Consider the following 24,140-nt stretch of genomic DNA (forward strand, 5'->3'; position numbering starts at 1 on the left):
TTTATTTTAAGCTATATTTTATTGCAAACTTATTGTTGCAACCGAGTTTTCCAATGAAGCTATATTATTACCACCTTTTGGCTCTATGGTTATATTTAGAGCAAGTGCATTTTCGGTAAATGGCATAGCTCTAAGCCTTCTATCAGCCTTATCTAAAATACCTAGATTTACCATTTTACCTTGTAGTTCTGCCCAAATTTGATAGCATTGTTCTTCAGGTAATTCTGGTAGTGATACAATGTCAATCATTGACGTTTTTTCCTTGGGGTTTATGTATGCAACAGTTTTTAAGTCTTTGGCTCTCTCATTTCCTTTAATAATGTACTTTTCAGTTTCAGGATTGTTAAGCTTTAGTAATTGTCTCAAAACATTATCGAGCATCATATTATTCTTCGCAATATCGCCACGTAAATCTTCAATTTCATTATCTACAATTAAAGATTCATTCTGCAATACTTTATTTTGATTGTAAAAATAAATTGAAGTTCCAGCGAAAATTAAAGCGGCAATACTAGCGGCAACACTAAATTTATACCAAGATTTATATTTTGTCCTTTTATTTAAATTAACAACAGGTTTTTCATCAAGTTCATCTAAAATATTTTTTAAGATGCTTTTAGGAGCTTCAACAGCTCTACTTTTAGCAACCACTTCTAGATTGAATTGTAACGTGTTATAAGCATTCTGTACTTCTGGGTAATTTGAAATATAAGTTTCAACCATTTCTGCTTCGGCAGAAGTAGTTTCACCTACCAGATATTTTTCTAATAGGCCAGAATTTAAAAAAGTAGTTATTTTCTCATTCATGACTTTGTTTAGTTAAGGATTGTAAATTTTTTTCAATTCACGCAATCCAATTTTTAATCTCGATTTTATAGTACCTAGCGGAATACTTAATTCTTCGCTAGCTTCTTGTTGAGTCATACCCTCAAAAAAGAGCGCATTAATCACTATTTGATATTTTTCATCTAAGGTTTTTAGATGTTTTTTAATATCTAAAACATCTTGATTTAACTCATTCGATGTTATTTTATATACGGATGAAGTCTCGATTTGGACTTCTTTATCTTTTTTATTCTTAAAGGATCTTATTTTATCTATAGCTGTGTTATAGGCAATTCTGTATAACCAAGTAAAAAGTTTTGCTTTACTAGAATCATATTTTTTAGCATAACGCCATATTTTTATAAAACTTTCTTGAAGTACATCTTGTGCGGTATCATCATCTGAAATTACTTTTTTAATTACGCCGTACAGGGAATCAGCATAGTTTTCATATAGTAGCGTCATAGCTTTTTTGTCACCCTTTTCAAGTAAGCTTACTATTTCCTTTTCTATTGCTGAAATCAAATGTTGTAGGTTTTAAAGTATTATTTTCTGAAATTTAATGAGACCAAAGTTAGAAATTTCTTTTTTATCATAAGATATTTACTTCAGCTTCTATAGAAATTCCGAATAACCTTTTAATCGTTTTTTGGATTAGTTTTGAGAGATTTAAAATATCAATTCCCTTGGCATTACCATAGTTAACAAGTACAAGAGCTTGTTTTTTATGAACACCATAATCACCAAAGCGTTTGCCTTTAAAGCCTGCTTTTTCAATGAGCCACCCAGCCGGAATTTTTACCATATCTTCTGAGACTTGGTAACTAGGCATGTCTTCAAAATTTTGGAGCAATGTGTGATAATGTGATTTTGGAACCACTGGATTTTTAAAAAAACTTCCACTGTTTCCAATTTCTTTGGGGTTTGGCAACTTACTTTCTCTTATAGCAATAACTGCTTCAGAAATATTTTGAATCGTTGGATTGGTAAATCCCATATAATCCAATTGCGACTTTATGCTACCGTAATTAATATGAAGACTATGTTTTTTTTTGGTCAACTTAAAAATGACACTCGTAATTATATATTTTCCCTTGGCCTCATGTTTAAAAATTGAGTTTCTATAATCAAAATGGCAATCATCCTTACCAAATGTAACAAGGGTGTTGTTTTCTATTGATAGTGCTTCACAGGAAACAAAGTGGTCTTTAAGTTCCACGCCATAAGCGCCTATATTTTGTATAGGTGCTGTACCTACATTACCAGGAATTAGCGATAGATTTTCTACTCCTCCGAAATCGTTTTTCAAACACCAAAGGACAAATTCATGCCAATTTTCGCCGGCATTGGCTTTAACTAAAACAAAATCTTCAGTTTCAGAGATGACTTCTTTTCCTTTTAAATTAATATGAATCACTAAACTGTCTTGATTTTTAGTGAGTAACATATTGCTGCCACCTCCCAAAACTAACTTGTTAGAATGTTCTTTTAAATTTAAAACATCTTTAAGTTTGTTTATTGAGTTAACAGAAGTAAAGTATTTCGCATTAACATCAATACCAAATGTATTGAAAGGTTTTAAAGATATGTTTTGGTTGATTTGCACTAGTCTTTATAAACTTTTAAGGCCTCTTTTAAAATTTTTACCGCTTTTACTAAGCTTTCTTTTTTAAGTACGTAAGCAATTCGAATTTGGTTTAAACCAACTCCAGGTGTAGAATAAAACCCACCAGCAGGAGCGACCATAATTGTTTCACCATCAATATCAAAACTTTCTAAAAGCCATTGGGCAAAATCATCTGAATTTTTCACAGGCAATTCCGCTATACAGTAAAAAGCACCTTTAGGTTTAGCAACTTTTACACCTTCAATTTTTTGTAATTCAGTAATTAAAGTATTTCGTCTTTCAACATACTCTTCAATTACTGCATCAAAATAACTTTGAGATGTTTCTAAGGCGGCTTCACTTGCAATTTGAGCCAAAGTAGGCGGACTTAAACGAGCCTGAGCAAATTTTAGCGCCGTTTCAATAACACTTTTATTTTTTGAAACCAAACAACCTACTCTTGCGCCACACATACTATATCGCTTTGATACCGAGTCAATCATAATTGCGTTTTCTTTTAAGCCCTCTTCTTGCATCACCGAATAGTGCACATTACCGTCATAAGCAAATTCGCGGTAAACTTCATCGGCAATTAAAAATAAATCATGTTTTTTAACGATGCTAGCGAGTTTTTTAATTTCTTCTTTTGAATATAAATACCCAGTTGGGTTTCCCGGATTACAAATTAAAATAGCCTTAGTTTTTGGAGTAATGAGTTTTTCAAATTCTTCAATAGGAGGTAATGCGAAGTTATCTTCAATTTTTGAAATTACTGGAATTACCTTTACGCCTGAAGCTGTTGAGAAGCCATTATAATTAGCATAAAATGGTTCTGGGATTATTATTTCGTCATCAACGTCCATAATGCTACCAAATACAAATAACAGAGCCTCACTACCACCGGTCGTTACGATAATGTCATTATGTTTTACCGAAATATCATGTTTTGAATAATAGGATGCAATTTTCTCCCTGTAAGTTTCAGATCCCTCGGACCTTGAATAAGCTAGAACTTCAATATTACTATTTTTAACAGCATCTAGTGCTACTTTAGGTGTTTTTATATCCGGTTGTCCAATGTTTAGATAGTAAATCGATTTACCGTCTTTAGTTGCTTGTTCTGCAAAAGGAACAAGTTTTCTAATGGGTGATTGAGGCATTAATCGCCCTTTATTTGAAATTAATGGCATTAAAAAAGTATTTAAGCTACAAAGTTGAGAAAATTATCTTAAAGTTTGTTTAAAAAATAGGGTGATCTGGTAACTCCTATCTAAAGATTCGTAAATTGAAAGTATAAAAATTATATTCTTCTAAATGAAACGTGTCTTTTGCCTATTATCCTTACTTATCTTTTTCTCACAAATCAGTTTTTCTCAAGGTAAATTTTTTATTCAGAATAAAACTAAATCGGATAAAATTAAGTTCAAGTTAATAAACAACCTGATTGTTATTCCTGTTGAAATAAACGGCGTTGAACTTTCTTTTCTTTTAGATACAGGTGTTAGTAAGCCAATTATATTTAATTTTTTGAATGTTTCGGACACCCTAAAGATTAAGGACACAGAAACTATTTTTTTAAGAGGACTAGGAGAAGGGAATTCTGTTGAAGCATTAAAATCAAAAAACAATATTTTTAGAATTGGTGATGCCATTAAATTAAATCAAGACTTATATGCAGTTTACAATTCTAAATTAAATTTCGCGCCTAGATTAGGTATTCCAATTCATGGCATTTTAGGTTTTGACTTACTCAAGGATTTGATAGTTGAAATTAATTATTCGAACAAATTTATTAGACTTACCGAACCGCAAAAATTTAGTTATAAAGATTGTAGAAAATGTGAGACATTACACCTAGAGTTTTATAATAATAAGCCGTATATAAATGCTAAAGTGAATATCAACGAAAAAGATATTCCAATTAAATTATTAATTGATTCTGGAGGAAGTGATGCGCTTTGGTTGTTTGAAGATGATTCCTTAGGTATAAAAACGGATAACAAATATTTCCATGATTTTTTAGGTCATGGTTTGAGTGGAAGTGTTTATGGTAAGCGTTCAAGAGTAAAATCATTTTCTATTAATAACTTTATCTTAAAAAAAGTTAACGTTGCCTTTCCAGATTCAACATCTATATCTTTTGCTAGACGTTTTAAACATCGCAACGGAAGTATTTCTGGTAATATCTTAAAACGATTTAATATTATATTTGATTACCGAAGAGCTCTTGTTACTCTTAAAAGGAATGGATATTTTAAGGAGAAATTTAATTATAACAAAAGTGGCATAGAGCTAGCGCATGATGGTGTTAGACTAGTAAAAGAAAGAGAGGATTACATTCCTAAAGATTCAAATTCTGCTAATGACACTCAAAATGGTTCAAGAATAGTATTAGATACCCGCTATAAAATGTCCTTAAAACCTGCATACAGTATCGTAGAATTGAGAAAAGACTCACCAGCTCACAGAGCTGGATTGAAATTAGGTGATGTGATTTTATATATTAATGGTAAGCCAACACATCAATACAACCTGCAACGTCTTATGTATTTGTTTTATGGAGATACTGGAGATAGGATAAGGTTAAGAGTAGAAAGAAATGGTGTTGATATGAACTTTAGTTTTTATTTAGAAGACTTGTTCAAATAAAAAATCCGAATATTTCAATATTCGGATTTTTTATAATTTGCTTAGTAAAGTTTCTTATTGCTGAACAATACTTTTGTTTTTCTTCTCAAGTACGCTTTCTTTACTAGAATCAACAACTAAACCTTTAATTTTCAATGCAACAGTAGGTGTATCTGCATTAGAAATTACCGTAATTGTTTTTCTAATAGGATTTACTCTGTTGGTATCATATTTCACTTCAATTTCTCCAGTTTTTCCAGGCATAATTGGGTCTTTCGGTTTTTTGGGAATAGTACAGCCGCAACTTGAGCTTACTTTAGAAACTATAAGTGGTTCATCACCTGTGTTTGTAAATTCAAAAACTCTAACGCCATCAGAACCTTTTTCAATAGTACCATAGTCTATTGTATCAGATTTGAATTCTATTTTAGCTTGAGCATTTATCGCAAAACTTATTAATCCGATAAATAAAATAGTAATTAATTGTTTCATCTTTTCTATCTTTAAATTGTTAATAATTGTCATTTGTTATTAAGCTTAGTGTTTATCTAAACTTAAGGTTATTTTAGTACTAATAACATGTCAAACATACTCACATTTTTTGCAACCTACAAAATTTTTAGATGTAATGCATAAGTATTAACATATTCAACTTACTTAAAAGTGCATACAGCTTTAAATCTAAATATCTTAATTAATGTATTATACCAATACATTATATTGCCATGTATCTACTTTCACAGAAAAAGAAATATAAGTACTTTTGCACATCAATTGTCAAAAACTATTCCAAAGTATGCAAATTCCATCAAAATATGATGCAAGTCAGGTAGAAAACAAGTGGTATGACTACTGGATGAAGTATAACTATTTTCATTCTACTCCAGATGAAAGAGAGCCTTATACTATTGTAATTCCACCGCCAAATGTAACTGGAATCTTGCATATGGGACACATGCTTAATAATACCATACAAGATGTGTTAATTCGTCGTGCACGTTTATTAGGAAAAAATGCCTGCTGGGTTCCTGGAACAGACCATGCATCAATTGCTACTGAGGCGAAGGTAGTTGCAAAACTTAAGGAGAAAGGTATTGATAAAAATGATTTATCTCGTGATGAGTTTTTAAAACATGCCTGGGATTGGACAGAAGAGTATGGCGGGGTAATTCTAGAACAATTGAAGAAACTAGGGTGTTCATGTGATTGGGATCGAACCAAATTCACTATGGATGATGACATGAGTGAAGCCGTAATTAAGGTCTTTATCGATTTATACGAAAAAGGCTTGATTTATCGTGGTTACAGAATGGTAAACTGGGATCCAGAGGCAAAAACAACACTTTCTGATGAAGAAGTAATTCATGAAGAACGTCAAGGTGTTTTATACTATTTACAATATAAAATAGAAGGAAGTGATGAAAGTTTAACAATTGCTACCACACGTCCTGAAACTATTTTTGGAGATACAGCCATTTGTATTAACCCAGAAGATGAACGTTTTTCTCACTTACGAGGAAAGAAAGCCATTGTACCGATTTGTAATCGAATAATTCCTATTATTGAAGATGATTATGTTGATGTTGAATTTGGAACGGGATGCCTAAAAGTAACACCTGCACATGATGAAAATGACAAAACCCTTGGAGATAAACATAACTTAGAAGTTATAGATATCTTTAATGAAGATGCATCCTTAAATAGCTTTGGGTTGCATTATGAGGGTAAAGATCGTTTTGTTGTAAGAAAGGAAATTTCAAAAGAATTAAAAGAAAAAGGGATTTTAGTTAAAACCGAAGTTTACACAAATAAAGTTGGAACATCAGAAAGAACTAAGGCAGTTATAGAACCACGATTAAGTGACCAATGGTTTCTTAAAATGGAAGATTTAGTAAAACCAGCAATTAAATCAGTTTTAGTTGATGAAGATATAAAACTGTTTCCAAAGAAATTTGAGAATACCTACAGACATTGGATGGAGAACATTCGAGATTGGAATATTTCACGCCAATTAATGTGGGGGCAACAAATTCCTGCTTATTATTATGGTGATGGAAAGGAAGATTTCGTAGTGGCTGAAAATATAGAAGAAGCAGTATTAAAAGCAAGGGAGGCTGCTAATAACCCAAAGCTAACGGCTAACAACTTAAAACAAGATAAAGATACCTTAGATACATGGTTTTCTTCTTGGTTATGGCCAATTAGTGTGTTCGATGGAATTCGTAATCCTGAAAATGAAGAGATTAAGTACTATTATCCTACAAATGATTTGGTGACTGGACCAGATATTCTTTTCTTTTGGGTAGCACGAATGATTATTGCTGGCTACGAGTATAAAGATGAAAAGCCTTTTGAAAATGTATATTTAACAGGTTTGGTTCGTGATAAGCAACGCCGAAAAATGAGTAAATCATTAGGAAATTCACCTGATGCTTTAAAACTTATAGATGAGTATGGTGCCGATGGCGTGCGTGTTGGGTTGCTTTTAAGTTCTGCTGCTGGAAATGATTTAATGTTTGATGAAGCCCTTTGTCAACAAGGAAAAGGTTTTGGGAACAAAATATGGAATGCCTTTAGATTAATTCAAGGTTGGGAAATTGATGAAACTATTCCGCAGCCAGAGACTGCAAAAGTAGGTTTAGAATGGTATGAAGCTAAGTTTCAGAAAGCCTTAGTAGAAATTGAAGATCATTTTAGCAAATATAGGTTAAGTGATGCTTTAATGTCAATATATAAATTAATCATGGACGATTTTTCATCATGGTTATTAGAAATCATAAAGCCCGCATATCAAAATCCTATCGATGTTAAAACCTATGAATCTGTTATTGGAGCTTTTGAAAGTAATCTAAAGGTTTTACATCCTTTTATGCCATTTTTAACAGAAGAAATTTGGCAATTTATTTCTGAAAGAACTCCAGAACAAGCATTAATTATTGCAGAATGGCCAGAGACTAAAGCTATAAATGGAGATTTGATTACTGAGTTTGAATTTGCATCCGAAGTTATTTCTGGCATAAGGAATATCAGAAAACAAAAAAATATTTCTTTTAAAGATGCGATTGGTTTTTCAGTAATTAATAATGAAAAAGCGAATAGTACATTTAATGGCGTTATTGAAAAACTAGGAAATCTTAATAGTATTGAACAAACTTGTGAGGCAATAGAAGGCGCATTAACTTTTAGAGTAAAATCAAATGAGTATTTTATTCCAATGATAGGGGCTATTGATGTTGAAGCTGAAATAAAGAAACTTACTGAAGAGCTAAAATATACAGAAGGTTTTTTAAAATCGGTTCAAAAGAAATTATCGAACGAGCGTTTTGTTTCTGGAGCTCCAGAGCAAGTGGTTGCTAGCGAAAAGAAAAAAGAAGCAGATGCTTTGGCTAAAATTGAAACGTTAAAGGCTAGTTTGGCTAGTTTAGAATAAACACATGATTTATTTACTTTAATGATATGGCATCTCACTAATTTCCCTCAATATCACTAATATGATGCTCTAAAGCTTTTACAGAAATTTGAATTTCAACAATTAAAAGCCCTAGAGATATAATGAGGAAAATTAAAGCTAATCCAAATACCCAAATAGCAATGGTGTTCTGGTCTATGTAAATTAAAAACATAGTAAGTACACAAAGTAATAGGCTGCTTATTCCAAAAATTTGCATAGAGCGAGTTAGGTATAGACGTTTTTTAATATTCTTTATTTGTGCTATTAATATCGAATCTTTCTTCTGTAAATATTTATCATGTAAACTTCGTATTACAGAGGCATATGCTAAAAATCTATTGGTGTAAGCTAACATAATTAAAGATATAGCCGAAAACAAAAGAGCAGGGGTTGTAAGTGTTAATTCTTCCATAAAAATAACTATTGTTTTAAACGACTAAGTTATATAATTAATCAATAAATTTCATTTGGAATTTGGCGTTTTTAAATGGGAATTTTATCTTTCGTCGATGCAAGAAGACTTTTTACATTACCTCTGGAAGTATAAAAAAATGCAAATCAACCAACTAAAGACAGTACAGGAAGAATCTATAGTTATTAAGTCGGTAGGGGAGCATAATCATAATGCAGGCCCCGATTTCTTTAATGCACAATTACAAATAGGAAATCAACTTTGGGCGGGAAACTTAGAAATTCATATAAAATCATCCGATTGGTTTGTTCATAATCATGAACAAGACAAAGCTTATGATAATGTTATCCTTCATGTGGTTTGGGAACACGATACAGAAGTTTTTAGAAGCGATAATTCCCAAATACCCACATTAGAGTTAAAAAAGTATATATCAGAAATTGCTTTAGCCAACTACCATAAACTATTTTCAAACACGAAACAGTGGATAAATTGTGAAAATGAGTTTTCTAATGTTGAAGATTTTCTAATCCAAAATTGGCTAGAACGATTGTATTTTGAAAGATTAGAGCAGAAAGCAAAGGATATAGATAAATTGTTGTCAATATCTAATAACAATTGGGAAGCCGTCTTATTTAAAATGATGTCTAAAAATTTTGGATTGAAAGTAAATGGCGAACCATTTTTAAGTATAGCAAACTCCTTCAATTTTTCAATTATAAGAAAGTTATATAACAATCAAGTAGGTATGGAAGCACTACTTTTTGGACAAGCTGGATTACTTGATAAGGAGATTCAAGACAGCTATTTTTCTGAATTAAAGGAAGAATATAAATTTCTCCAAACTAAATTTCAACTAGTTAATAGGGGTGTGTTATCTGTGCAATTTTTTAGATTAAGACCTTCTAATTTTCCAACTGTTCGCTTGTCGCAATTGGCAACTTTATATTCAAAAGAACAGGGTTTGTTTTCTAAAATAATTGAAACAAATTCATTAAATGAATTTTATAAACTTTTTTCTGTTTCCACATCCATCTATTGGCAATCACATTATACATTTACAACTACTTCAAGAAAATCACAGAAAACGCTCAGTAAGGCGTTTATAGATTTACTCATTATTAATACGATTGTTCCAATAAAATTTGCCTATGCAAAATTTCAAGGAAAGCAATTAGATGAAGAAATCATTAATTTAGTTAATGACATAGCTTCAGAAAAAAACAATGTTATAAATAAATTTAATAACCTAAAAAAGGTGTCTATTTCTGCTTTGCAATCTCAGTCTTTGTTACAGTTAAAGAATAAATATTGTCAAAAAAATAAATGTTTAGACTGTGCTATAGGAAATTCATTAATATCAAGTAATAATGAATAGCCTGTTTAACAATTGTCATAAAACAAATAAATTATTGTACTATTTAAATAGTGCAATTAAAAGGCAAAGGAATATTAAATTTATAATTAAATTGCAGCATGAATAGTATTTATAAGCCATTACTTTTTTTTCAAAAGCATGGATATTACGTATGTCAGCGAATTGCCGATAGATTTGGTATTCGAGCAAAAGTAGTAAGAACATCATTCATGTACCTCACTTTTGTTACAGTTGGTTTTGGTTTTGCGCTATATTTGTTTTTAGCTTTTTGGATGCGAATTAAAGACTTAGTTTATACAAAACGTTCATCTGTATTTGATTTATGAACCCAATAATTCAGTTTTTTAGAACTAAAATATATACAGCCGTATTTTTATTGGTTGTTATCATGCTAATTGGGGTTATTGGCTATATCATGATTTCTGGCTATTCATGGATTGATGCCTTATATATGACCGTTATAACCATGACAACCGTTGGTTTTGGAGAAGTTGTACCTCTTGATGATGAATCAAAAATTTTCACAATTTTTTTAATTTTAGGAAGTATTGTAATTGTTGGTTATGCACTTTCTGTAATCACAGAATATATTTTGAGTAAAGATCATATTGAAGAATTAAAACATAAAAAGATGCAAAAAAAAATAGATGATTTTAAAAATCATGTAGTTGTTTGCGGTTACGGAAGAAACGGTAAGCAAACCGTAAGAAAATTATCTGCTTATAACAGACCTTTCGTTGTTGTTGAAAAGGATAAAGAAATGGAAGAACGTTTGCAGCTAGATAATGTGCCTTATGTTATAGGAAATGCAAACGAAGATGACGTGCTTTTGCAAGCTGGAGTTGATCGAGCGTCAAATTTTATTTCTGCGCTACCAAGTGATGCCGATAATTTGTTTGTGGTCTTATCAGCAAGACAAATGAATAAAAATATAAATATTATTAGTCGAGCATCACATGAATCATCCTATGCTAAGCTAAAATTTGCTGGAGCAAATAATGTAATCCTACCAGATAAAATAGGCGGTGATCATATGGCATCTTTAGTTGTTGTTCCTGGTTTAATGGAGTTTATAGACAATTTATCAATAGTTGGTAAATCAAATATCAATATTGAGGAAGTTGATGTTGAAAAACTATTTAAGACAAATAAAGCCAGAACAATTAAGGATTTAGACCTACGAAAAAAAACGGGTTGTTCAGTTATTGGTTATAAAAATGAAAAAGGGGAGTATATTGTAAACCCAGGAGCAGAATTAGAGTTAGCATTAAATTCAAGAATCATAGTTTTGGGAAAACCTGAACAAATAGAAGCATTAAATTCTGAGTACAATATAGAATAGAGAATTCTTACTATTTAACAATCATTTTTTTTAAATAATCAATTATTTTTAGCATCTTGCCGACTTTAATAGCGATTTTTCAATAAACACTAATTAATTCAAAATTCTCATGAAGAAATATCTTCTTTCAATTTTCACATTAATATTTCCGTTTTTAACTTATGCACAGGATGCAGAAGGAGGAATTGATCAACAAATAGATGCTGCTTTTCAACCAGTATCAGATTTTTTTAGTAATGTTATATTTTTTGAAATAGCAGATATACCCTTTGTATTAATCTTGTTAGTTGGTAGTGCATTGTTTTTTACATTATATTTTGGATTTCCTAATATAAGATACTTTGGAAAAGCAATTAATACGGTAAGAGGAAAGTACGATGAAATAGAAGGAGGGCATGAGGCTTCAGATACGTCAATGACAATTGATGGAGATATAAGAGATACAATTCGAGACGAAAGCCAAGAAGGAGAAGTGTCACATTTTCAGGCCCTAGCAACAGCAGTTTCAGGTACTGTCGGTAATGGCAATATAGCTGGTGTAGCATTGGCAATTGCACTTGGTGGTCCTGGCGCAACATTCTGGATGATTGTTTGTGGATTGTTAGGAATGTCTACCAAGTTTGTAGAATGTACTCTTGGTGTGCAGTATAGAGATGTTGGTGAAGATGGTACTGTTTATGGTGGTCCAATGTATTATATAACAAAGGGTCTTAAAGAAAAGGGTTTTGCAACTTTAGGTAAAATAGCAGCGGTATTTTTTGCTATCTTTTGTATTGGAGGATCATTTGGTGGTGGTAATGCAGCTCAATCAAATCAAGCGACAGTAGTTCTTAAAGAGCTTATGGGGTTAGAGAGCGCTAGTGCTGGAGCGATAATTGGCTTAATAATGGCAGTTGTTGTTGGTATAATTATTATTGGAGGTATTAAGCGTATCGCTTCTGTTACTGAAAAAGTGGTACCTTTTATGGCGGTATTGTACATCGTTGCTTGTTTATATATTATTCTAAGTAATTTTTCTGTAATTGATGACGCCATTGGATTAATTATTACTGAAGCATTTAACCCTAAGGCTATTGGAGTTGGAGGTGTTATTGGTGTTTTATTAGTTGGGTTTAAAAGAGCAGCTTTTTCTAATGAAGCTGGTGCTGGATCGGCATCTATAGCACATTCAGCGGTAAAAACTAAATATTCTGCATCTGAAGGATTAGTGGCTTTATTAGAGCCATTCATTGATACAGTTGTAATTTGTACAATGACAGCGCTTGTTATTATCATTTTTAATTTTGGAGGAGCATTTGAGTACGGAGGTGATGGTTTAGGTGCCGTTATGATTGATGGTATATCCTATGAAGGCGCAGGAATTACGTCTAAAGCTTTTGCTCAATATATTCCGTATTCTAATGTGTTCTTAACTATTGCAGTAGTGCTGTTTGCTGTATCGACGATGATTTCATGGTCTTATTACGGTTTGCAGTCTTGGAAATTTTTATTCGGAAGAGGTAGAGCTGCAGATTTAACTTATAAGGTATTATTCTTAATTTTTGTTATTATTGGAGCTGCTGCAAGTATGAATTCTATTTGGGCATTCTCTGATGCTATGATTTTTGCAATGGTATTCCCTAACATGATTGGATTATATTTCTTATTCCCTGTTGTTAAAAAACAACTTAAGAGATACCTAGATGCCATAAAAGAGGCTAAAGCATAATAATTAATTACAAAATTATATGAAATCCCATTTCACGTTTTCAAGAGAACAGCGAAAAGGGATTTTTTTATTGGCATTACTTATTATAAGTATACAATGTATTTATTTTTTTATTGATTTCTCTTCGGAAAAAGTTCAAATAGACGAAGATGAGCTTTCCGAGTATAAAAAAGAAATGGACTCGTTACGACTTGCATCTATTGAAAATAGAAAACCAAAAATTTATCCATTCAACCCAAATTACCTTACCGATTTTAAAGGAGTAAACCTTGGATTGTCTAATGAAGAAATTGATAGGTTACTTCGATTTAGAAAAGAAAACAAGTGGATAAATTCCGTAAAACAATTTCAACAAATCACCGAAGTTTCAGATTCTCTACTTAACACTATTTCACCATATTTTAAATTCCCAGAATGGATTACTAATCCAAAAATTTCAAACACTTCAGAATATAGCTATAATAAAACACCTAAAAGCTTCGCGCAAAAGCAAGATTTAAATGATGTCACTGCAAAACAGCTGCAGAAAATAAATGGGATAGGGGAATATTATTCTGAACGTATAATAAAATTCAGAAACAAATTTGCTGGTGGTTTTATTGCTGACGTTCAGCTTTATGATGTGTATGGTTTATCACCAGAGGTTATTGAAAATATTACTAGTCATTTTACCGTAAAAACTCCTAGAAAAATTGATAAGATTAGTTTAAATAAAGCTACTATAGATGAGTTGGTAACTATTCAGCATATAGATTACGATTTGGCGTATCAAATTATAGAGCAACGTCAGTTAAGAGAGGGTTTTAAATCCTTTGATGAATTAACAAAAGTTAAAGGCTTTCCAATAAATAAAATCGAGATAATTAAATTATATTTGCATCTTGAAAAAGAATAAAGATGAATAGCATTTACTTCACCGAAGAACACAATCTTTTTAGAAAAAGCCTTCAACACTTTTTAAAGAAAGAAGTTGTTCCGTATATAGATAATTGGGAAAAAACAGGTGTCATAGATAGGTTTATTTGGAAAGAGTTTGGTGAAATGGGCTTCTTTGGCATTAATTATCCTGAGGCATATGGTGGAATGAATTTAGATTTATTTTATACCGTAATATTACTTGAAGAACTACAAAAGGTGAACTCAGGTGGTTTCGCAGCAGCAATATGGGCGCATGTTTATTTATCCATGACACATCTAAATGCTGAAGGAAATGAAGATATAAAACAACGCTATTTAGCACCAAGTATCACAGGCGAGAAAATAGGATGTCTTTGTGTTACTGAACCTTTTGGAGGAAGTGACGTTGCAGGTATGAGAACAACTGCTGTAAAGGATGGTGATAGTTACATTATTAATGGTTCTAAAACTTTTATTACTAACGGAGTTTATAGTGACTATTTGGTAGTTGCCGCAAAAACGAACCCTGAATTAGGAAATAAAGGCGTAAGTATGTTTGTTATTGACAGAGATATGAAAGGTGTATCGGCAACCAAGTTAGATAAATTAGGTTGGCGCGCATCAGATACTGGTGAAATAGCTTTCGATAATGTGAAAGTTCCAGCAGGTAATTTGTTGGGCGAGGAAAATAAAGGGTTTTCATATATTGTTCAGCATTTTTCTTTAGAACGACTTATAATGGGAGTTAATGCACATGCTCGAGCAGAATATGCTCTAGAGTATGCATTACAATACATGTCTGAACGTGTAGCCTTTGGTAAAACAATTGATAAATTTCAAGCGCTTAGGCATACTATTGCAGAATTATATGCCGATATGGAAATATGTAAGAATTACAATTATGCCGTAACTGCAAGATTGGATAAAGGAGACTATGTGGTAAAAGAAGCAACCATATCAAAGCTTAAATCTACAAAAATGGCTGACGATGTTATTTACCAATGTCTGCAATTTTTAGGAGGTTATGGTTATATGGAAGATTACCCAATGGCGCGATTATTAAGAGATAGTCGATTAGGGCCAATAGGAGGTGGTACTTCAGAGATACTCCGAGAAATTATATCTAAAATAATAATAGATAAAAAAGAGTATAAGCCAGCGACTTAGATTATAAGAATCGCATAGCGATTTATAAAATTTGTTTAATAAGTAAACGGATAACAGATTTAATCTTTAAAGCACTTTACCAAGAAGGAGGCGGTACTTGCACTTTTACTTCATTGTAAAATGTCCTCCATTCATCTAGCATTTCTTTATATTTTTCAGGTTCAGATTCTTTGAGATCATTAAGTTCTGCAAGGTCTTGTGATATATTGTAAAGGTTAAAATTTTCCTCAAGAAAAGGGCGCTTTATATTAGTGATTTTCCAATCTCCTTTTCTAATCATTGCAAAATTATTGTGCTCCAAACCGAATACATATTGAGAAGAATGTATTTGTTCAGATTTACCAGATACAAAAGGAATCAATGAATTTCCTTTGAGTGGATAAATTGTATTCCCTTCAAATTTATCTGGATACGAAGCTTGGGCTACTTCATAAAATGTAGGAGCAATATCCAACAGGGTTACAAAATCATCATGAATTTCATTATTCCTTTCTATATTTGGGCCTGCAATAATCATAGGAGCATTAATGCCTCCTTCAGTTGTTAATCCTTTGTAATGTCGAAAAGGAGAGGATCCCGCCTCAGCCCATTGCGGGCCATACGAAATAAATGATTTGGGCTGCCCCATGGTTTCGTAATCATTATTAAAATGCTCTCTTATAAATGGACCTAACTCTTCATGATAATAGAAATCTTCAGCTGCAGCACCATTGTCAGACATAAACACGATTAATGTATTTTCGAATTGACCAATATCTTTTAGATGCTGTATGATTCTCCCAATATTATAATCAAGATTATCTACCATTCCAGCATATAATTCCATTTTTCTTGATTCTTTTTTCTTTTCATTTAATGATAAAGAATCCCACGGTATTACTTTTTCATGATTTGGAGGTAACACTGCATCTTTTGGAACCATCCCTACACTTTTTAAACTTTCAAGACGTCTTTCTTTTAATTTTTCATACCCATCATCATAGCGTCCTTTATATTTTTTCCAATATTTTTCATCCACTTGCAATGGCCAGTGAGGAGATGTATAAGCTGCAAAGCAGAAAAAAGGTTTTTTATCTTCTTTATTACTGTCTATGTATTCTATTAGTTTATCCGTATAAAAATCGGTAGAATAGTCTCCATTGTTCCAATTAGCAGGATTACCATCTTCTATATATGGAGTGATTGGATCTCCTGCAAAGAGCCCTTGATCGTCATAATGATTTCCAGCCCCCCGAACACAAACAAAAGAACGTTCGAAACCATTACTAATTGGAATAGATAAAGAGTCTCTTCCTAGATGCCATTTTCCTGCCATGTAGGTATGGTAGCCATTAGCTTTTAGTAATGCTGGGATAGTAACTATTCGATCTGTTAACCTTCCTTCATAGCCGAATCCATTGTTCTGATTTGATTGTATACCCATTCCGGCAATATGATTATCATTTCCAGAAAGTAACATTGCCCTGGTAGGCGCGCACAAAGGAGATGTATGAAACCTACTAAATCTAATACCTTGAGTTGCCAAACTATCAATATTGGGTGTTTCAATATCGCCACCATAGCATCCTAAATCTGCATATCCAAGATCATCTGCTACCAATAAAAGTATATTAGGTTTGAAGTCTTCTTTGTTTTTTTCTTTTGGATTTGAACATGAAATTAAAGCACCTATCAATACCAAAACAAGGAAACCACAATTGTAAAGAGGTAAACTTTGGTGGGTAATCATTAATTTTATTCTCTTATTTTTCGATACTATTTTTATCATTTGTTTGATTTTAACTCAGGTTAAATTAAATGAAGCACAACAAACTGATAAAAATCGCCTAAATGTTTTTTATCATATATAAAACGAAGTTCGCCATTTTTTATGACAAAGTCAAACTCAAAAAATTCATTCAGAAAATAGTAATCTATTTTATTGTACATCCTAAATTACTTTTTATATTTGCGCCTTGAAAATTCTAAAAGAGAGGAGGTTAAGACACTATGTTAAGAATTCCAGTTAAAGATGGAGAAAATATAGATAGAGCACTAAAGCGTTATAAACGAAAGTTTGTAAAAACAACAGTTAAAAACCAGTTGCAAGAACGCAAGCAGTTCACTAAACCTTCAGTTGCTCGTAGAGTGCAAGTTCAAAAAGCACAATACATTCAAACATTGATAGATGCAGAAGAAGTATAATAGCTTCTTAAGTTAAATAGTATTAAATTCCCGCTTGGCGGGAATTTTTTTGCATTCTATTTTAATGATTTAACTTAATCATTTTAAAGTTGTACTATTAATCATAATCATTTAACTTTAAGCTTTTAACACTTCAAATGTCATTAAAATCATTTACAGATTATTTGCTAATTGAAAAGAACTATTCAGTTTTAACTGTAAATGCTTATGAAAATGATTTACAAAGTTTTTCGACGTTCATAATGGAAGCATACAAATCAACCGATATTAATCATGTTAATTACCCAGAAATAAGAAGATGGATAGTTTCAATGGTTGAAAAAGAAATCTCAAACCGAAGTATCAACAGGAAAATTTCAGCATTAAATACGTACTATAAGTTTCTTTTGAAAATAGGTGATATCGAGTTAAATCCACTAGCGAAGCATAAAGCTTTAAAAACTAGTAAAAAAATTCAAGTACCTTTTTCGGAAAAAGAAATAGAAACTGTTTTGGACGATTTGCAATTCGATAATAGTTTCGAAGGAGTAAGAGATCGATTAATTATTGAATTATTTTATTCTACAGGCATAAGGCGCATAGAATTGGTAGATTTAAAATTGTCCAGTATTAATTTTCAGAATAAAACGTTAAAAGTATTAGGAAAAAGAAATAAGGAACGGATTGTACCGTTGTTAGAATCTACAGTAAAATCGATGCATACCTATTTAGAGTTTAGAAGAGAATTAGAAAGTATTAAAGATTCTGATAAGTTGTTTCTAACAAAAAAAGGAATTAAAATTTACGAAACTCTTGTTTACAGAATAATAAATGATTATTTTAGTAAAGCATCTTCAAAAGTAAAAAAGAGCCCACATATTTTAAGACACTCTTTTGCTACACATTTGCTAAACCAAGGTGCCGATTTAAATGCTGTAAAAGAACTTCTAGGACATTCAAGTTTAGCTGCTACTCAAGTTTATACACATAATAGTATTGCAGAGTTAAAGAAGGTGCATGTTAATGCACATCCAAGAAGTAAAAAATAGTAAAGAAAATTATTGTCTAACCAAAAAGTAGAAGTATGAAAGTAAACACACAATCAGTTAATTTTAATGCTGATCAAAAACTCTTAGATTTTATTCAAAAGCGTATGGATAAGCTAGATATGTTTTATGATAAAGTTATTAAATCAGAGGTTTATTTGAAAGTTGAAAACACTAGTGATAAAGAAAACAAGATTTTTGAAGCACGTTTAAGTGTACCTGGAGATAGTTTGGTTGTAAAAAAACAATGTAAAAGCTTTGAGGAAGGTACTGATATGGCAGTTTCTTCGCTTGAAAGACAACTTAAAAAGCGAAAAGAAAAATTAAGAACATATTTATAGTAAAATTTTTCAAAAAATGTTTTGAATAAAAAAATAAATATATACATTTGCAGTCCGTTAGAAATAGCGGGCTTTTTTTATGCAAAAAAAGTGAAAAAAAGCCGATGTAGCTCAGCTGGCTAGAGCAGCTGATTTGTAATCAGCAGGTCGTGGGTTCGAGTCCCTCCATCGGCTCTTTTAAAATTCTACGAAAGTGGGAGTCTTAAAACACCTGAAATGTTTTGAGAAAGTTCTTTAAAAAGATGAAAATAAGTTAATTGGGGAGATACTCAAGCGGCCAACGAGGGCAGACTGTAAATCTGCTGACTACGTCTTCGCAGGTTCGAATCCTGCTCTCCCCACGATAGTTTTTAAATAAGCTGTTGTCAAGAATTTATTCTTGTAAAGCAGTGTTTTAAAAATTATTGTTCAGGGTTGCCCTGAACAGGATCATCGAGCTTAGCGAGATAATTCAAAATTTGAAATATTGAAAACCATACAAGTGTAAGCTTGTTGAAATTGCGAGAGTAGCTCAGTTGGTAGAGCGTCAGCCTTCCAAGCTGAATGTCGCCGGTTCGAACCCGGTCTCTCGCTCTAAAATTCCTGCGAAGGCAGGAATCTCTTCTTTCAATTAATCTTTGCAAGGTTATTTGAAAGAAAAGGAAATAAAAACTTTACGCCGGTGTAGCTCAGGGGTAGAGCGTTTCCTTGGTAAGGAAGAGGTCACGAGTTCAAATCTCGTCATTGGCTCTATAAAAGAGTTTAAAATAGAATACACTAATATTATTATATAACTAAGATTAAATTATTAAAAAAACATGGCAAAGGCAACTTTCGATCGTTCAAAACCACACTTAAATATTGGTACAATTGGACACGTAGATCACGGTAAAACAACTTTAACTGCTGCTATTACTAAAGTATTAGCTGATGCAGGTTTCTCAGAAGCAAGATCATTTGATCAAATTGATAACGCTCCAGAAGAAAAAGAAAGAGGTATAACAATTAATACTTCTCACGTAGAATATCAAACGGCAAATCGTCATTACGCTCACGTTGACTGTCCAGGTCACGCCGATTACGTAAAGAACATGGTAACAGGTGCTGCACAAATGGATGGTGCAATATTAGTTGTTGCTGCTACAGATGGTCCAATGCCACAAACTCGTGAGCATATCTTATTAGGTCGTCAAGTAGGTATTCCTCGTATTGTTGTATTCATGAATAAAGTGGATATGGTTGATGATGAAGAATTGCTAGAATTAGTTGATATGGAAATCAGAGATTTATTATCTTTCTATGAGTACGATGGAGATAATGGTCCTGTAATATCTGGTTCTGCTTTAGGTGCACTTAATGGTGAGCAAAAATGGGTAGATACTGTAATGGAATTAATGGCAGCTGTTGATGAATGGATTGAAGAGCCTGTTCGTGATATGGATAAGCCTTTCTTAATGCCTATTGAAGATGTATTCTCTATTACAGGTCGTGGTACTGTTGCAACTGGTCGTATTGAGACTGGTGTAGCTAATACTGGAGACCCTGTTGAGATTATTGGTATGGGTGCTGAGAAGTTAACATCTACTATTACAGGTATCGAAATGTTCCGTCAAATATTAGATAGAGGTGAAGCTGGAGATAATGCAGGTATCTTATTAAGAGGTATTGAAAAAGCTCAAATCTCGAGAGGTATGGTAATTACTAAACCGGGTTCAGTAACACCACACGCTAAATTTAAAGCTGAGGTTTATATCCTTAAAAAAGAAGAAGGTGGACGTCACACTCCATTCCATAACAACTACCGTCCACAGTTCTACGTTCGTACAACTGACGTAACAGGAAACATTGCGCTTCCTTCAGGAGTTGAAATGGTTATGCCTGGAGATAACTTAACTATTACTGTTGAGTTAATTCAGCCAATTGCAATGAACGTAGGTTTACGTTTCGCTATCCGTGAAGGTGGTAGAACAGTTGGTGCAGGTCAGGTAACTGAGATTTTAGACTAAACAATAGTTTAATATAAATATAGAGTCAAGGTATCATGCTTAAAAGCGTGATGCCTTTTGGCTTATATTTACGGGTTTAGCTCAGTTGGTAGAGCACTGGTCTCCAAAACCAGGTGTCGGGAGTTCGAGTCTCTCAACCCGTGCTAATAAATTGGAGACACATAGTTTCTCAATAAGTTTACACTGAGTGAAATTAAAGTGTATAAATAAAAAATAGATAAATGGCTGGATTTGTAAATTATATAAAAGAATCATTTGGAGAATTAAAAAATAATGTGACTTGGACCCCATGGGCAGAAGCACAGCGTTTAACGGTTTTAGTAGCCGTATTCTCAATTATTTTTTCTCTTGCTATTTGGGGAGTTGATACAGTTTTCAGCAAAATTATAACACTCTACTTTGATTGGATTAACGGTTAAAAACAAATTTATGTCAGAAGTAAGTGAAAAAAAATGGTACGTTGTTAGGGCTGTAAGTGGTCAAGAAAACAAAATCAAAGCCTATATTGAGAGAGAAATTGAACGTTTAGGTTTACAAGATTATGTTGATCAAGTTCTTGTACCAACAGAAAGAGTTATCCAGATTCGTAATGGAAAAAAAATACACAAAGAGAAAGTGTTTTTTCCAGGCTATATAATGGTGCAAGCTAATTTAACAGGTGAAGTTCCGCATATTATTAGATCGGTAACGAACGTTATTGGGTTTTTAGGTGAAACAAAAGGAGGAGACCCAGTGCCACTTAGGCAATCTGAAGTTAACAGAATGTTAGGTAAAGTTGATGAATTATCTGTTGAAGAAAGTGCCAATGTAGCAATACCTTTTACTAAGGGAGAAACTGTAAAAGTAATTGATGGACCATTCAATGGATTTGATGGAACTATTGAAAAAATAAATGAAGAAAAGCGTAAACTTGAAGTAATGGTTAAGATTTTTGGAAGAAAAACACCATTAGAGCTGAGTTATATGCAAGTTGAAAAAGTATAATAATTGTTACACTATATAAATGATACGTTGTTTAGCTTCCAACTAATTAAGAAGCGTATCGAACTAAATTATTAAAAATGGCAAAAGAATTAGGTAAAGTAGTTAAGTTACAAGTTCGGGGAGGTGCTGCGAATCCATCGCCACCGGTTGGACCCGCTTTAGGAGCTGCAGGTGTTAACATCATGGAGTTCTGTAAGCAATTCAATGCTAGAACACAAGATAAGCCAGGTAAAGTATTACCAGTGGTTATATCTGTTTACAAAGACAAATCATTTGACTTTGTAATTAAAACTCCACCAGCAGCAGTTCAATTATTAGAAGCGGCTAAGGTGAAGAAAGGTTCTGGAGAGCCAAACCGAAAAAAAGTAGCTAAAGTATCTTGGGATCAGGTTAAAACCATCGCAGAAGACAAAATGGTAGATCTAAATGCATTTACAACAGAGTCTGCTATGAGAATGGTTGCTGGTACAGCAAGATCGATGGGAATAACTGTAACAGGAAAATTTCCTTCATAATCTATTAAAGACATTAGAAAATGGCAAGATTAACAAAAAAGCAAAAAGAAGCTTTAGCGAAAATTGAAAAAGGTAAAATTTATTCTGTTGATGAAGCATCAGCTTTAATAAAAGAAATTACCAATACAAAGTTCGATTCATCAATTGATTTAGCAGTACGTTTAGGCGTAGACCCTCGTAAAGCTAATCAAATGGTAAGAGGTGTAGTTTCATTACCACACGGAACTGGTAAAGACATGAAAGTATTAGCATTAGTAACACCAGATAAAGAAGCGGAAGCTAAAGAAGCTGGTGCAGATTACGTTGGTTTAGATGAGTACCTTGATAAAATTAAAGGTGGTTGGACAGACGTTGATGTTATCGTTACTATGCCAAGTGTAATGGGTAAATTAGGTCCTTTAGGACGTGTATTAGGTCCTCGTGGTTTAATGCCTAACCCAAAAACTGGAACTGTAACTATGGATGTTGCTAAAGCTGTAACAGAAGTAAAAGCTGGAAAAATTGACTTTAAAGTTGATAAGACTGGTATTGTACATGCGGCTATTGGTAAAGCATCATTTAGTGCTGATAAAATTGCGGGTAACGCAAATGAATTATTAACTACATTAATGAAACTGAAACCGACAACAGCTAAAGGAACTTATGTAAAAAGCATATTTATGTCTTCTACAATGAGCCCAAGTTTAGCTATTGATCCTAAAATTGGTTAATTAGGTTAAAACTTTAAATTATGACAAGAGAAGAAAAATCGCAAGTAATTCAAGACTTAACTGCACAATTGACTGATAATACAAATATCTATTTAACAGATATTTCAGGATTAAATGCAGGTACTACATCTGCTTTACGTCGTGCTGCTTTTAAGGCAAACGTACAAATGGCAGTTGTTAAAAACACATTACTTGAAAAAGCAATGGAAGCTTCAGACAAAGAATTTGGAGAACTTCCTACGGTTTTAAAAGGAAATACTTCAGTAATGTATTCTGAAACTGGTAACGCACCAGCTAAAGTTATAAAAGCTTTTAGAAAAAAATCTGAGAAGCCTTTATTAAAAGGAGCGTTTATCGAAGAAGCTATATATATTGGTGATGACCAGTTAGACATGTTAGTAGATATCAAATCTAAAGAAGAATTGATTGGAGAGATTGTCGGATTATTACAATCTCCTGCTAAAAATGTTATTTCTGCACTTAAATCGGGTGGAGGAACAATAGCAGGTATTATTAAAACATTATCCGAAAAAGAAGGATAATCAAAAAAGTACGCACTTTATTACAATTATATTAAAATTAAAAATTTATTAAAACGATAGAAAAATGGCAGATTTAAAAGATTTCGCAGAACAATTAGTTAACCTTACTGTAAAAGAAGTAAACGAGTTAGCAACTATATTAAAAGATGAGTATGGTATCGAGCCTGCTGCTGCTGCTGCAGTTGCTGTTGCTGGTCCTGCTGGAGGTGGAGAAGCTGAAGAAGCTCAAACTGAATTTGATGTTATTTTAAAAGCGGCAGGTGGTTCTAAATTAGCTGTTGTAAAATTGGTTAAAGAATTAACTGGTTTAGGATTAAAAGAAGCTAAAGGTTTAGTTGACGAAGCACCAAGTGCTATTAAAGAAGCAGTAACTAAAGATGAAGCGGAAGCTTTAAAAGCATCTTTAGAAGAAGCTGGAGCTGAGGTTGAGCTTAAGTAAG

The 24,140-nt window shown here is 32.6% G+C and carries 25 protein-coding genes and 5 tRNA genes; 23 read left to right on the forward strand and 7 right to left on the reverse strand.

Translation table 11 applies throughout. The annotated features are described in order from the left end of the window. Positions 1-18: 18 nt before the first annotated feature. From AC2D6V_RS14800 to AC2D6V_RS14815, 4 genes are all read right to left on the reverse strand, one after another. Positions 19-807: an anti-sigma factor domain-containing protein gene (locus tag AC2D6V_RS14800; RefSeq protein ID WP_484649686.1), complete on the reverse strand. Its 789-nt coding sequence runs from the start codon at positions 805-807 to the stop codon at positions 19-21. Positions 808-819: 12 nt separating this feature from the next. Beyond that, positions 820-1,350, reverse strand: a complete 531-nt coding sequence (locus AC2D6V_RS14805) for an RNA polymerase sigma factor (protein WP_484649688.1) — start codon at positions 1,348-1,350, stop codon at positions 820-822. Between the two features lie 67 nt (positions 1,351-1,417). Continuing rightward, positions 1,418-2,431, reverse strand: coding sequence for a UDP-N-acetylmuramate dehydrogenase (gene murB / locus AC2D6V_RS14810; protein WP_484649690.1), 1,014 nt, complete (start codon positions 2,429-2,431; stop codon positions 1,418-1,420). Beyond that, positions 2,431-3,621: a pyridoxal phosphate-dependent aminotransferase gene (locus tag AC2D6V_RS14815; protein WP_484649691.1), complete on the reverse strand. Its 1,191-nt coding sequence runs from the start codon at positions 3,619-3,621 to the stop codon at positions 2,431-2,433. Before AC2D6V_RS14815 ends, murB begins: the two co-directional genes overlap by 1 nt. A gap of 124 nt (positions 3,622-3,745) precedes the next feature. On the opposite strand from AC2D6V_RS14815, the gene AC2D6V_RS14820 reads away from it, so the two are divergent. Beyond that, positions 3,746-5,080, forward strand: coding sequence for a retropepsin-like aspartic protease (locus tag AC2D6V_RS14820; protein ID WP_484649692.1), 1,335 nt, complete (start codon positions 3,746-3,748; stop codon positions 5,078-5,080). 54 nt (positions 5,081-5,134) lie between these two features. Here the strand turns inward: AC2D6V_RS14820 and AC2D6V_RS14825 are convergent, their stop codons facing one another. Further along, entirely contained in the window at positions 5,135-5,551 is a 417-nt protein-coding gene (locus tag AC2D6V_RS14825) for a DUF1573 domain-containing protein (RefSeq protein WP_484649694.1), read from the reverse strand. A 304-nt stretch (positions 5,552-5,855) separates the two neighbouring features. On the opposite strand from AC2D6V_RS14825, the gene AC2D6V_RS14830 reads away from it, so the two are divergent. After that, positions 5,856-8,489, forward strand: a complete 2,634-nt coding sequence (locus AC2D6V_RS14830) for a valine--tRNA ligase (protein WP_484649696.1) — start codon at positions 5,856-5,858, stop codon at positions 8,487-8,489. 37 nt (positions 8,490-8,526) lie between these two features. Here the strand turns inward: AC2D6V_RS14830 and AC2D6V_RS14835 are convergent, their stop codons facing one another. Continuing rightward, positions 8,527-8,922 (reverse strand): DUF2721 domain-containing protein, encoded by a 396-nt coding sequence (locus AC2D6V_RS14835; RefSeq protein WP_484649698.1) that lies wholly within the window; start codon positions 8,920-8,922, stop codon positions 8,527-8,529. Positions 8,923-9,019: 97 nt separating this feature from the next. Between AC2D6V_RS14835 and AC2D6V_RS14840 the strand changes: the two genes are divergently transcribed. The 6 genes from AC2D6V_RS14840 to AC2D6V_RS14865 all read left to right on the forward strand — a co-directional run bounded on the left by AC2D6V_RS14840 (position 9,020) and on the right by AC2D6V_RS14865 (position 15,414). After that, positions 9,020-10,300, forward strand: coding sequence for a DUF2851 family protein (locus AC2D6V_RS14840; RefSeq protein ID WP_484649700.1), 1,281 nt, complete (start codon positions 9,020-9,022; stop codon positions 10,298-10,300). A 98-nt stretch (positions 10,301-10,398) separates the two neighbouring features. Next, positions 10,399-10,626, forward strand: a complete 228-nt coding sequence (locus tag AC2D6V_RS14845; protein WP_484649702.1) for a PspC domain-containing protein — start codon at positions 10,399-10,401, stop codon at positions 10,624-10,626. Then, the gene (locus tag AC2D6V_RS14850) at positions 10,623-11,642 is read left to right on the forward strand and encodes a potassium channel family protein (protein ID WP_484649704.1); all 1,020 of its coding nucleotides are present in this window, start codon (positions 10,623-10,625) and stop codon (positions 11,640-11,642) included. Before AC2D6V_RS14845 ends, AC2D6V_RS14850 begins: the two co-directional genes overlap by 4 nt. Positions 11,643-11,751: 109 nt before the next feature. Further along, a complete protein-coding gene (locus AC2D6V_RS14855) occupies positions 11,752-13,350 on the forward strand; it encodes an alanine/glycine:cation symporter family protein (protein ID WP_484649706.1) in 1,599 nt (532 codons plus the stop codon). 19 nt (positions 13,351-13,369) lie between these two features. Continuing rightward, positions 13,370-14,245, forward strand: coding sequence for a ComEA family DNA-binding protein (locus AC2D6V_RS14860; RefSeq protein ID WP_484649708.1), 876 nt, complete (start codon positions 13,370-13,372; stop codon positions 14,243-14,245). 2 nt (positions 14,246-14,247) lie between these two features. Next, positions 14,248-15,414, forward strand: coding sequence for an acyl-CoA dehydrogenase family protein (locus AC2D6V_RS14865; protein ID WP_484649710.1), 1,167 nt, complete (start codon positions 14,248-14,250; stop codon positions 15,412-15,414). A gap of 76 nt (positions 15,415-15,490) precedes the next feature. Here the strand turns inward: AC2D6V_RS14865 and AC2D6V_RS14870 are convergent, their stop codons facing one another. Beyond that, a complete protein-coding gene (locus AC2D6V_RS14870; RefSeq protein WP_484649712.1) occupies positions 15,491-17,182 on the reverse strand; it encodes an arylsulfatase in 1,692 nt (563 codons plus the stop codon). 221 nt (positions 17,183-17,403) lie between these two features. Between AC2D6V_RS14870 and rpsU the strand changes: the two genes are divergently transcribed. The 15 genes from rpsU to rplL all read left to right on the forward strand — a co-directional run bounded on the left by rpsU (position 17,404) and on the right by rplL (position 24,139). After that, entirely contained in the window at positions 17,404-17,598 is a 195-nt protein-coding gene (gene rpsU, locus AC2D6V_RS14875) for a 30S ribosomal protein S21 (protein ID WP_484649713.1), read from the forward strand. Positions 17,599-17,735: 137 nt separating this feature from the next. Further along, positions 17,736-18,626 (forward strand): tyrosine-type recombinase/integrase, encoded by an 891-nt coding sequence (locus AC2D6V_RS14880; RefSeq protein ID WP_484649716.1) that lies wholly within the window; start codon positions 17,736-17,738, stop codon positions 18,624-18,626. 35 nt (positions 18,627-18,661) lie between these two features. After that, positions 18,662-18,964, forward strand: a complete 303-nt coding sequence (hpf, locus tag AC2D6V_RS14885; protein ID WP_484649718.1) for a ribosome hibernation-promoting factor, HPF/YfiA family — start codon at positions 18,662-18,664, stop codon at positions 18,962-18,964. Positions 18,965-19,064: 100 nt separating this feature from the next. Continuing rightward, positions 19,065-19,138, forward strand: a tRNA-Thr gene (locus AC2D6V_RS14890). Positions 19,139-19,223: 85 nt separating this feature from the next. Continuing rightward, positions 19,224-19,305, forward strand: a tRNA-Tyr gene (locus tag AC2D6V_RS14895). A 159-nt stretch (positions 19,306-19,464) separates the two neighbouring features. Further along, a tRNA-Gly gene (locus AC2D6V_RS14900) sits at positions 19,465-19,537 on the forward strand. Positions 19,538-19,621: 84 nt separating this feature from the next. Then, positions 19,622-19,693: transfer RNA gene (locus AC2D6V_RS14905), tRNA-Thr, on the forward strand. Between the two features lie 68 nt (positions 19,694-19,761). Further along, a complete protein-coding gene (gene tuf / locus AC2D6V_RS14910) occupies positions 19,762-20,949 on the forward strand; it encodes an elongation factor Tu (protein WP_484649721.1) in 1,188 nt (395 codons plus the stop codon). A gap of 70 nt (positions 20,950-21,019) precedes the next feature. Continuing rightward, a tRNA-Trp gene (locus tag AC2D6V_RS14915) sits at positions 21,020-21,092 on the forward strand. Between the two features lie 78 nt (positions 21,093-21,170). After that, complete coding sequence (secE, locus tag AC2D6V_RS14920) at positions 21,171-21,368, forward strand: preprotein translocase subunit SecE (RefSeq protein WP_298236905.1); 198 nt, start codon at positions 21,171-21,173, stop codon at positions 21,366-21,368. A 10-nt stretch (positions 21,369-21,378) separates the two neighbouring features. Beyond that, the gene (gene nusG, locus AC2D6V_RS14925; protein WP_484649724.1) at positions 21,379-21,933 is read left to right on the forward strand and encodes a transcription termination/antitermination protein NusG; all 555 of its coding nucleotides are present in this window, start codon (positions 21,379-21,381) and stop codon (positions 21,931-21,933) included. Positions 21,934-22,010: 77 nt separating this feature from the next. Continuing rightward, positions 22,011-22,448, forward strand: coding sequence for a 50S ribosomal protein L11 (gene rplK, locus AC2D6V_RS14930; RefSeq protein ID WP_099562916.1), 438 nt, complete (start codon positions 22,011-22,013; stop codon positions 22,446-22,448). Positions 22,449-22,468: 20 nt separating this feature from the next. Then, positions 22,469-23,158, forward strand: coding sequence for a 50S ribosomal protein L1 (gene rplA / locus AC2D6V_RS14935; protein ID WP_484649727.1), 690 nt, complete (start codon positions 22,469-22,471; stop codon positions 23,156-23,158). 20 nt (positions 23,159-23,178) lie between these two features. Next, positions 23,179-23,700 carry a 50S ribosomal protein L10 gene (gene rplJ / locus AC2D6V_RS14940; protein WP_484649730.1) on the forward strand — a complete coding sequence of 174 codons (522 nt, stop codon included), beginning with the start codon at positions 23,179-23,181 and terminating at the stop codon, positions 23,698-23,700. Between the two features lie 64 nt (positions 23,701-23,764). Beyond that, positions 23,765-24,139, forward strand: coding sequence for a 50S ribosomal protein L7/L12 (gene rplL, locus AC2D6V_RS14945; protein ID WP_484649732.1), 375 nt, complete (start codon positions 23,765-23,767; stop codon positions 24,137-24,139). Position 24,140: the final 1 nt, after the last annotated feature.

This window comes from Algibacter sp. YIN40 (assembly GCF_057219435.1).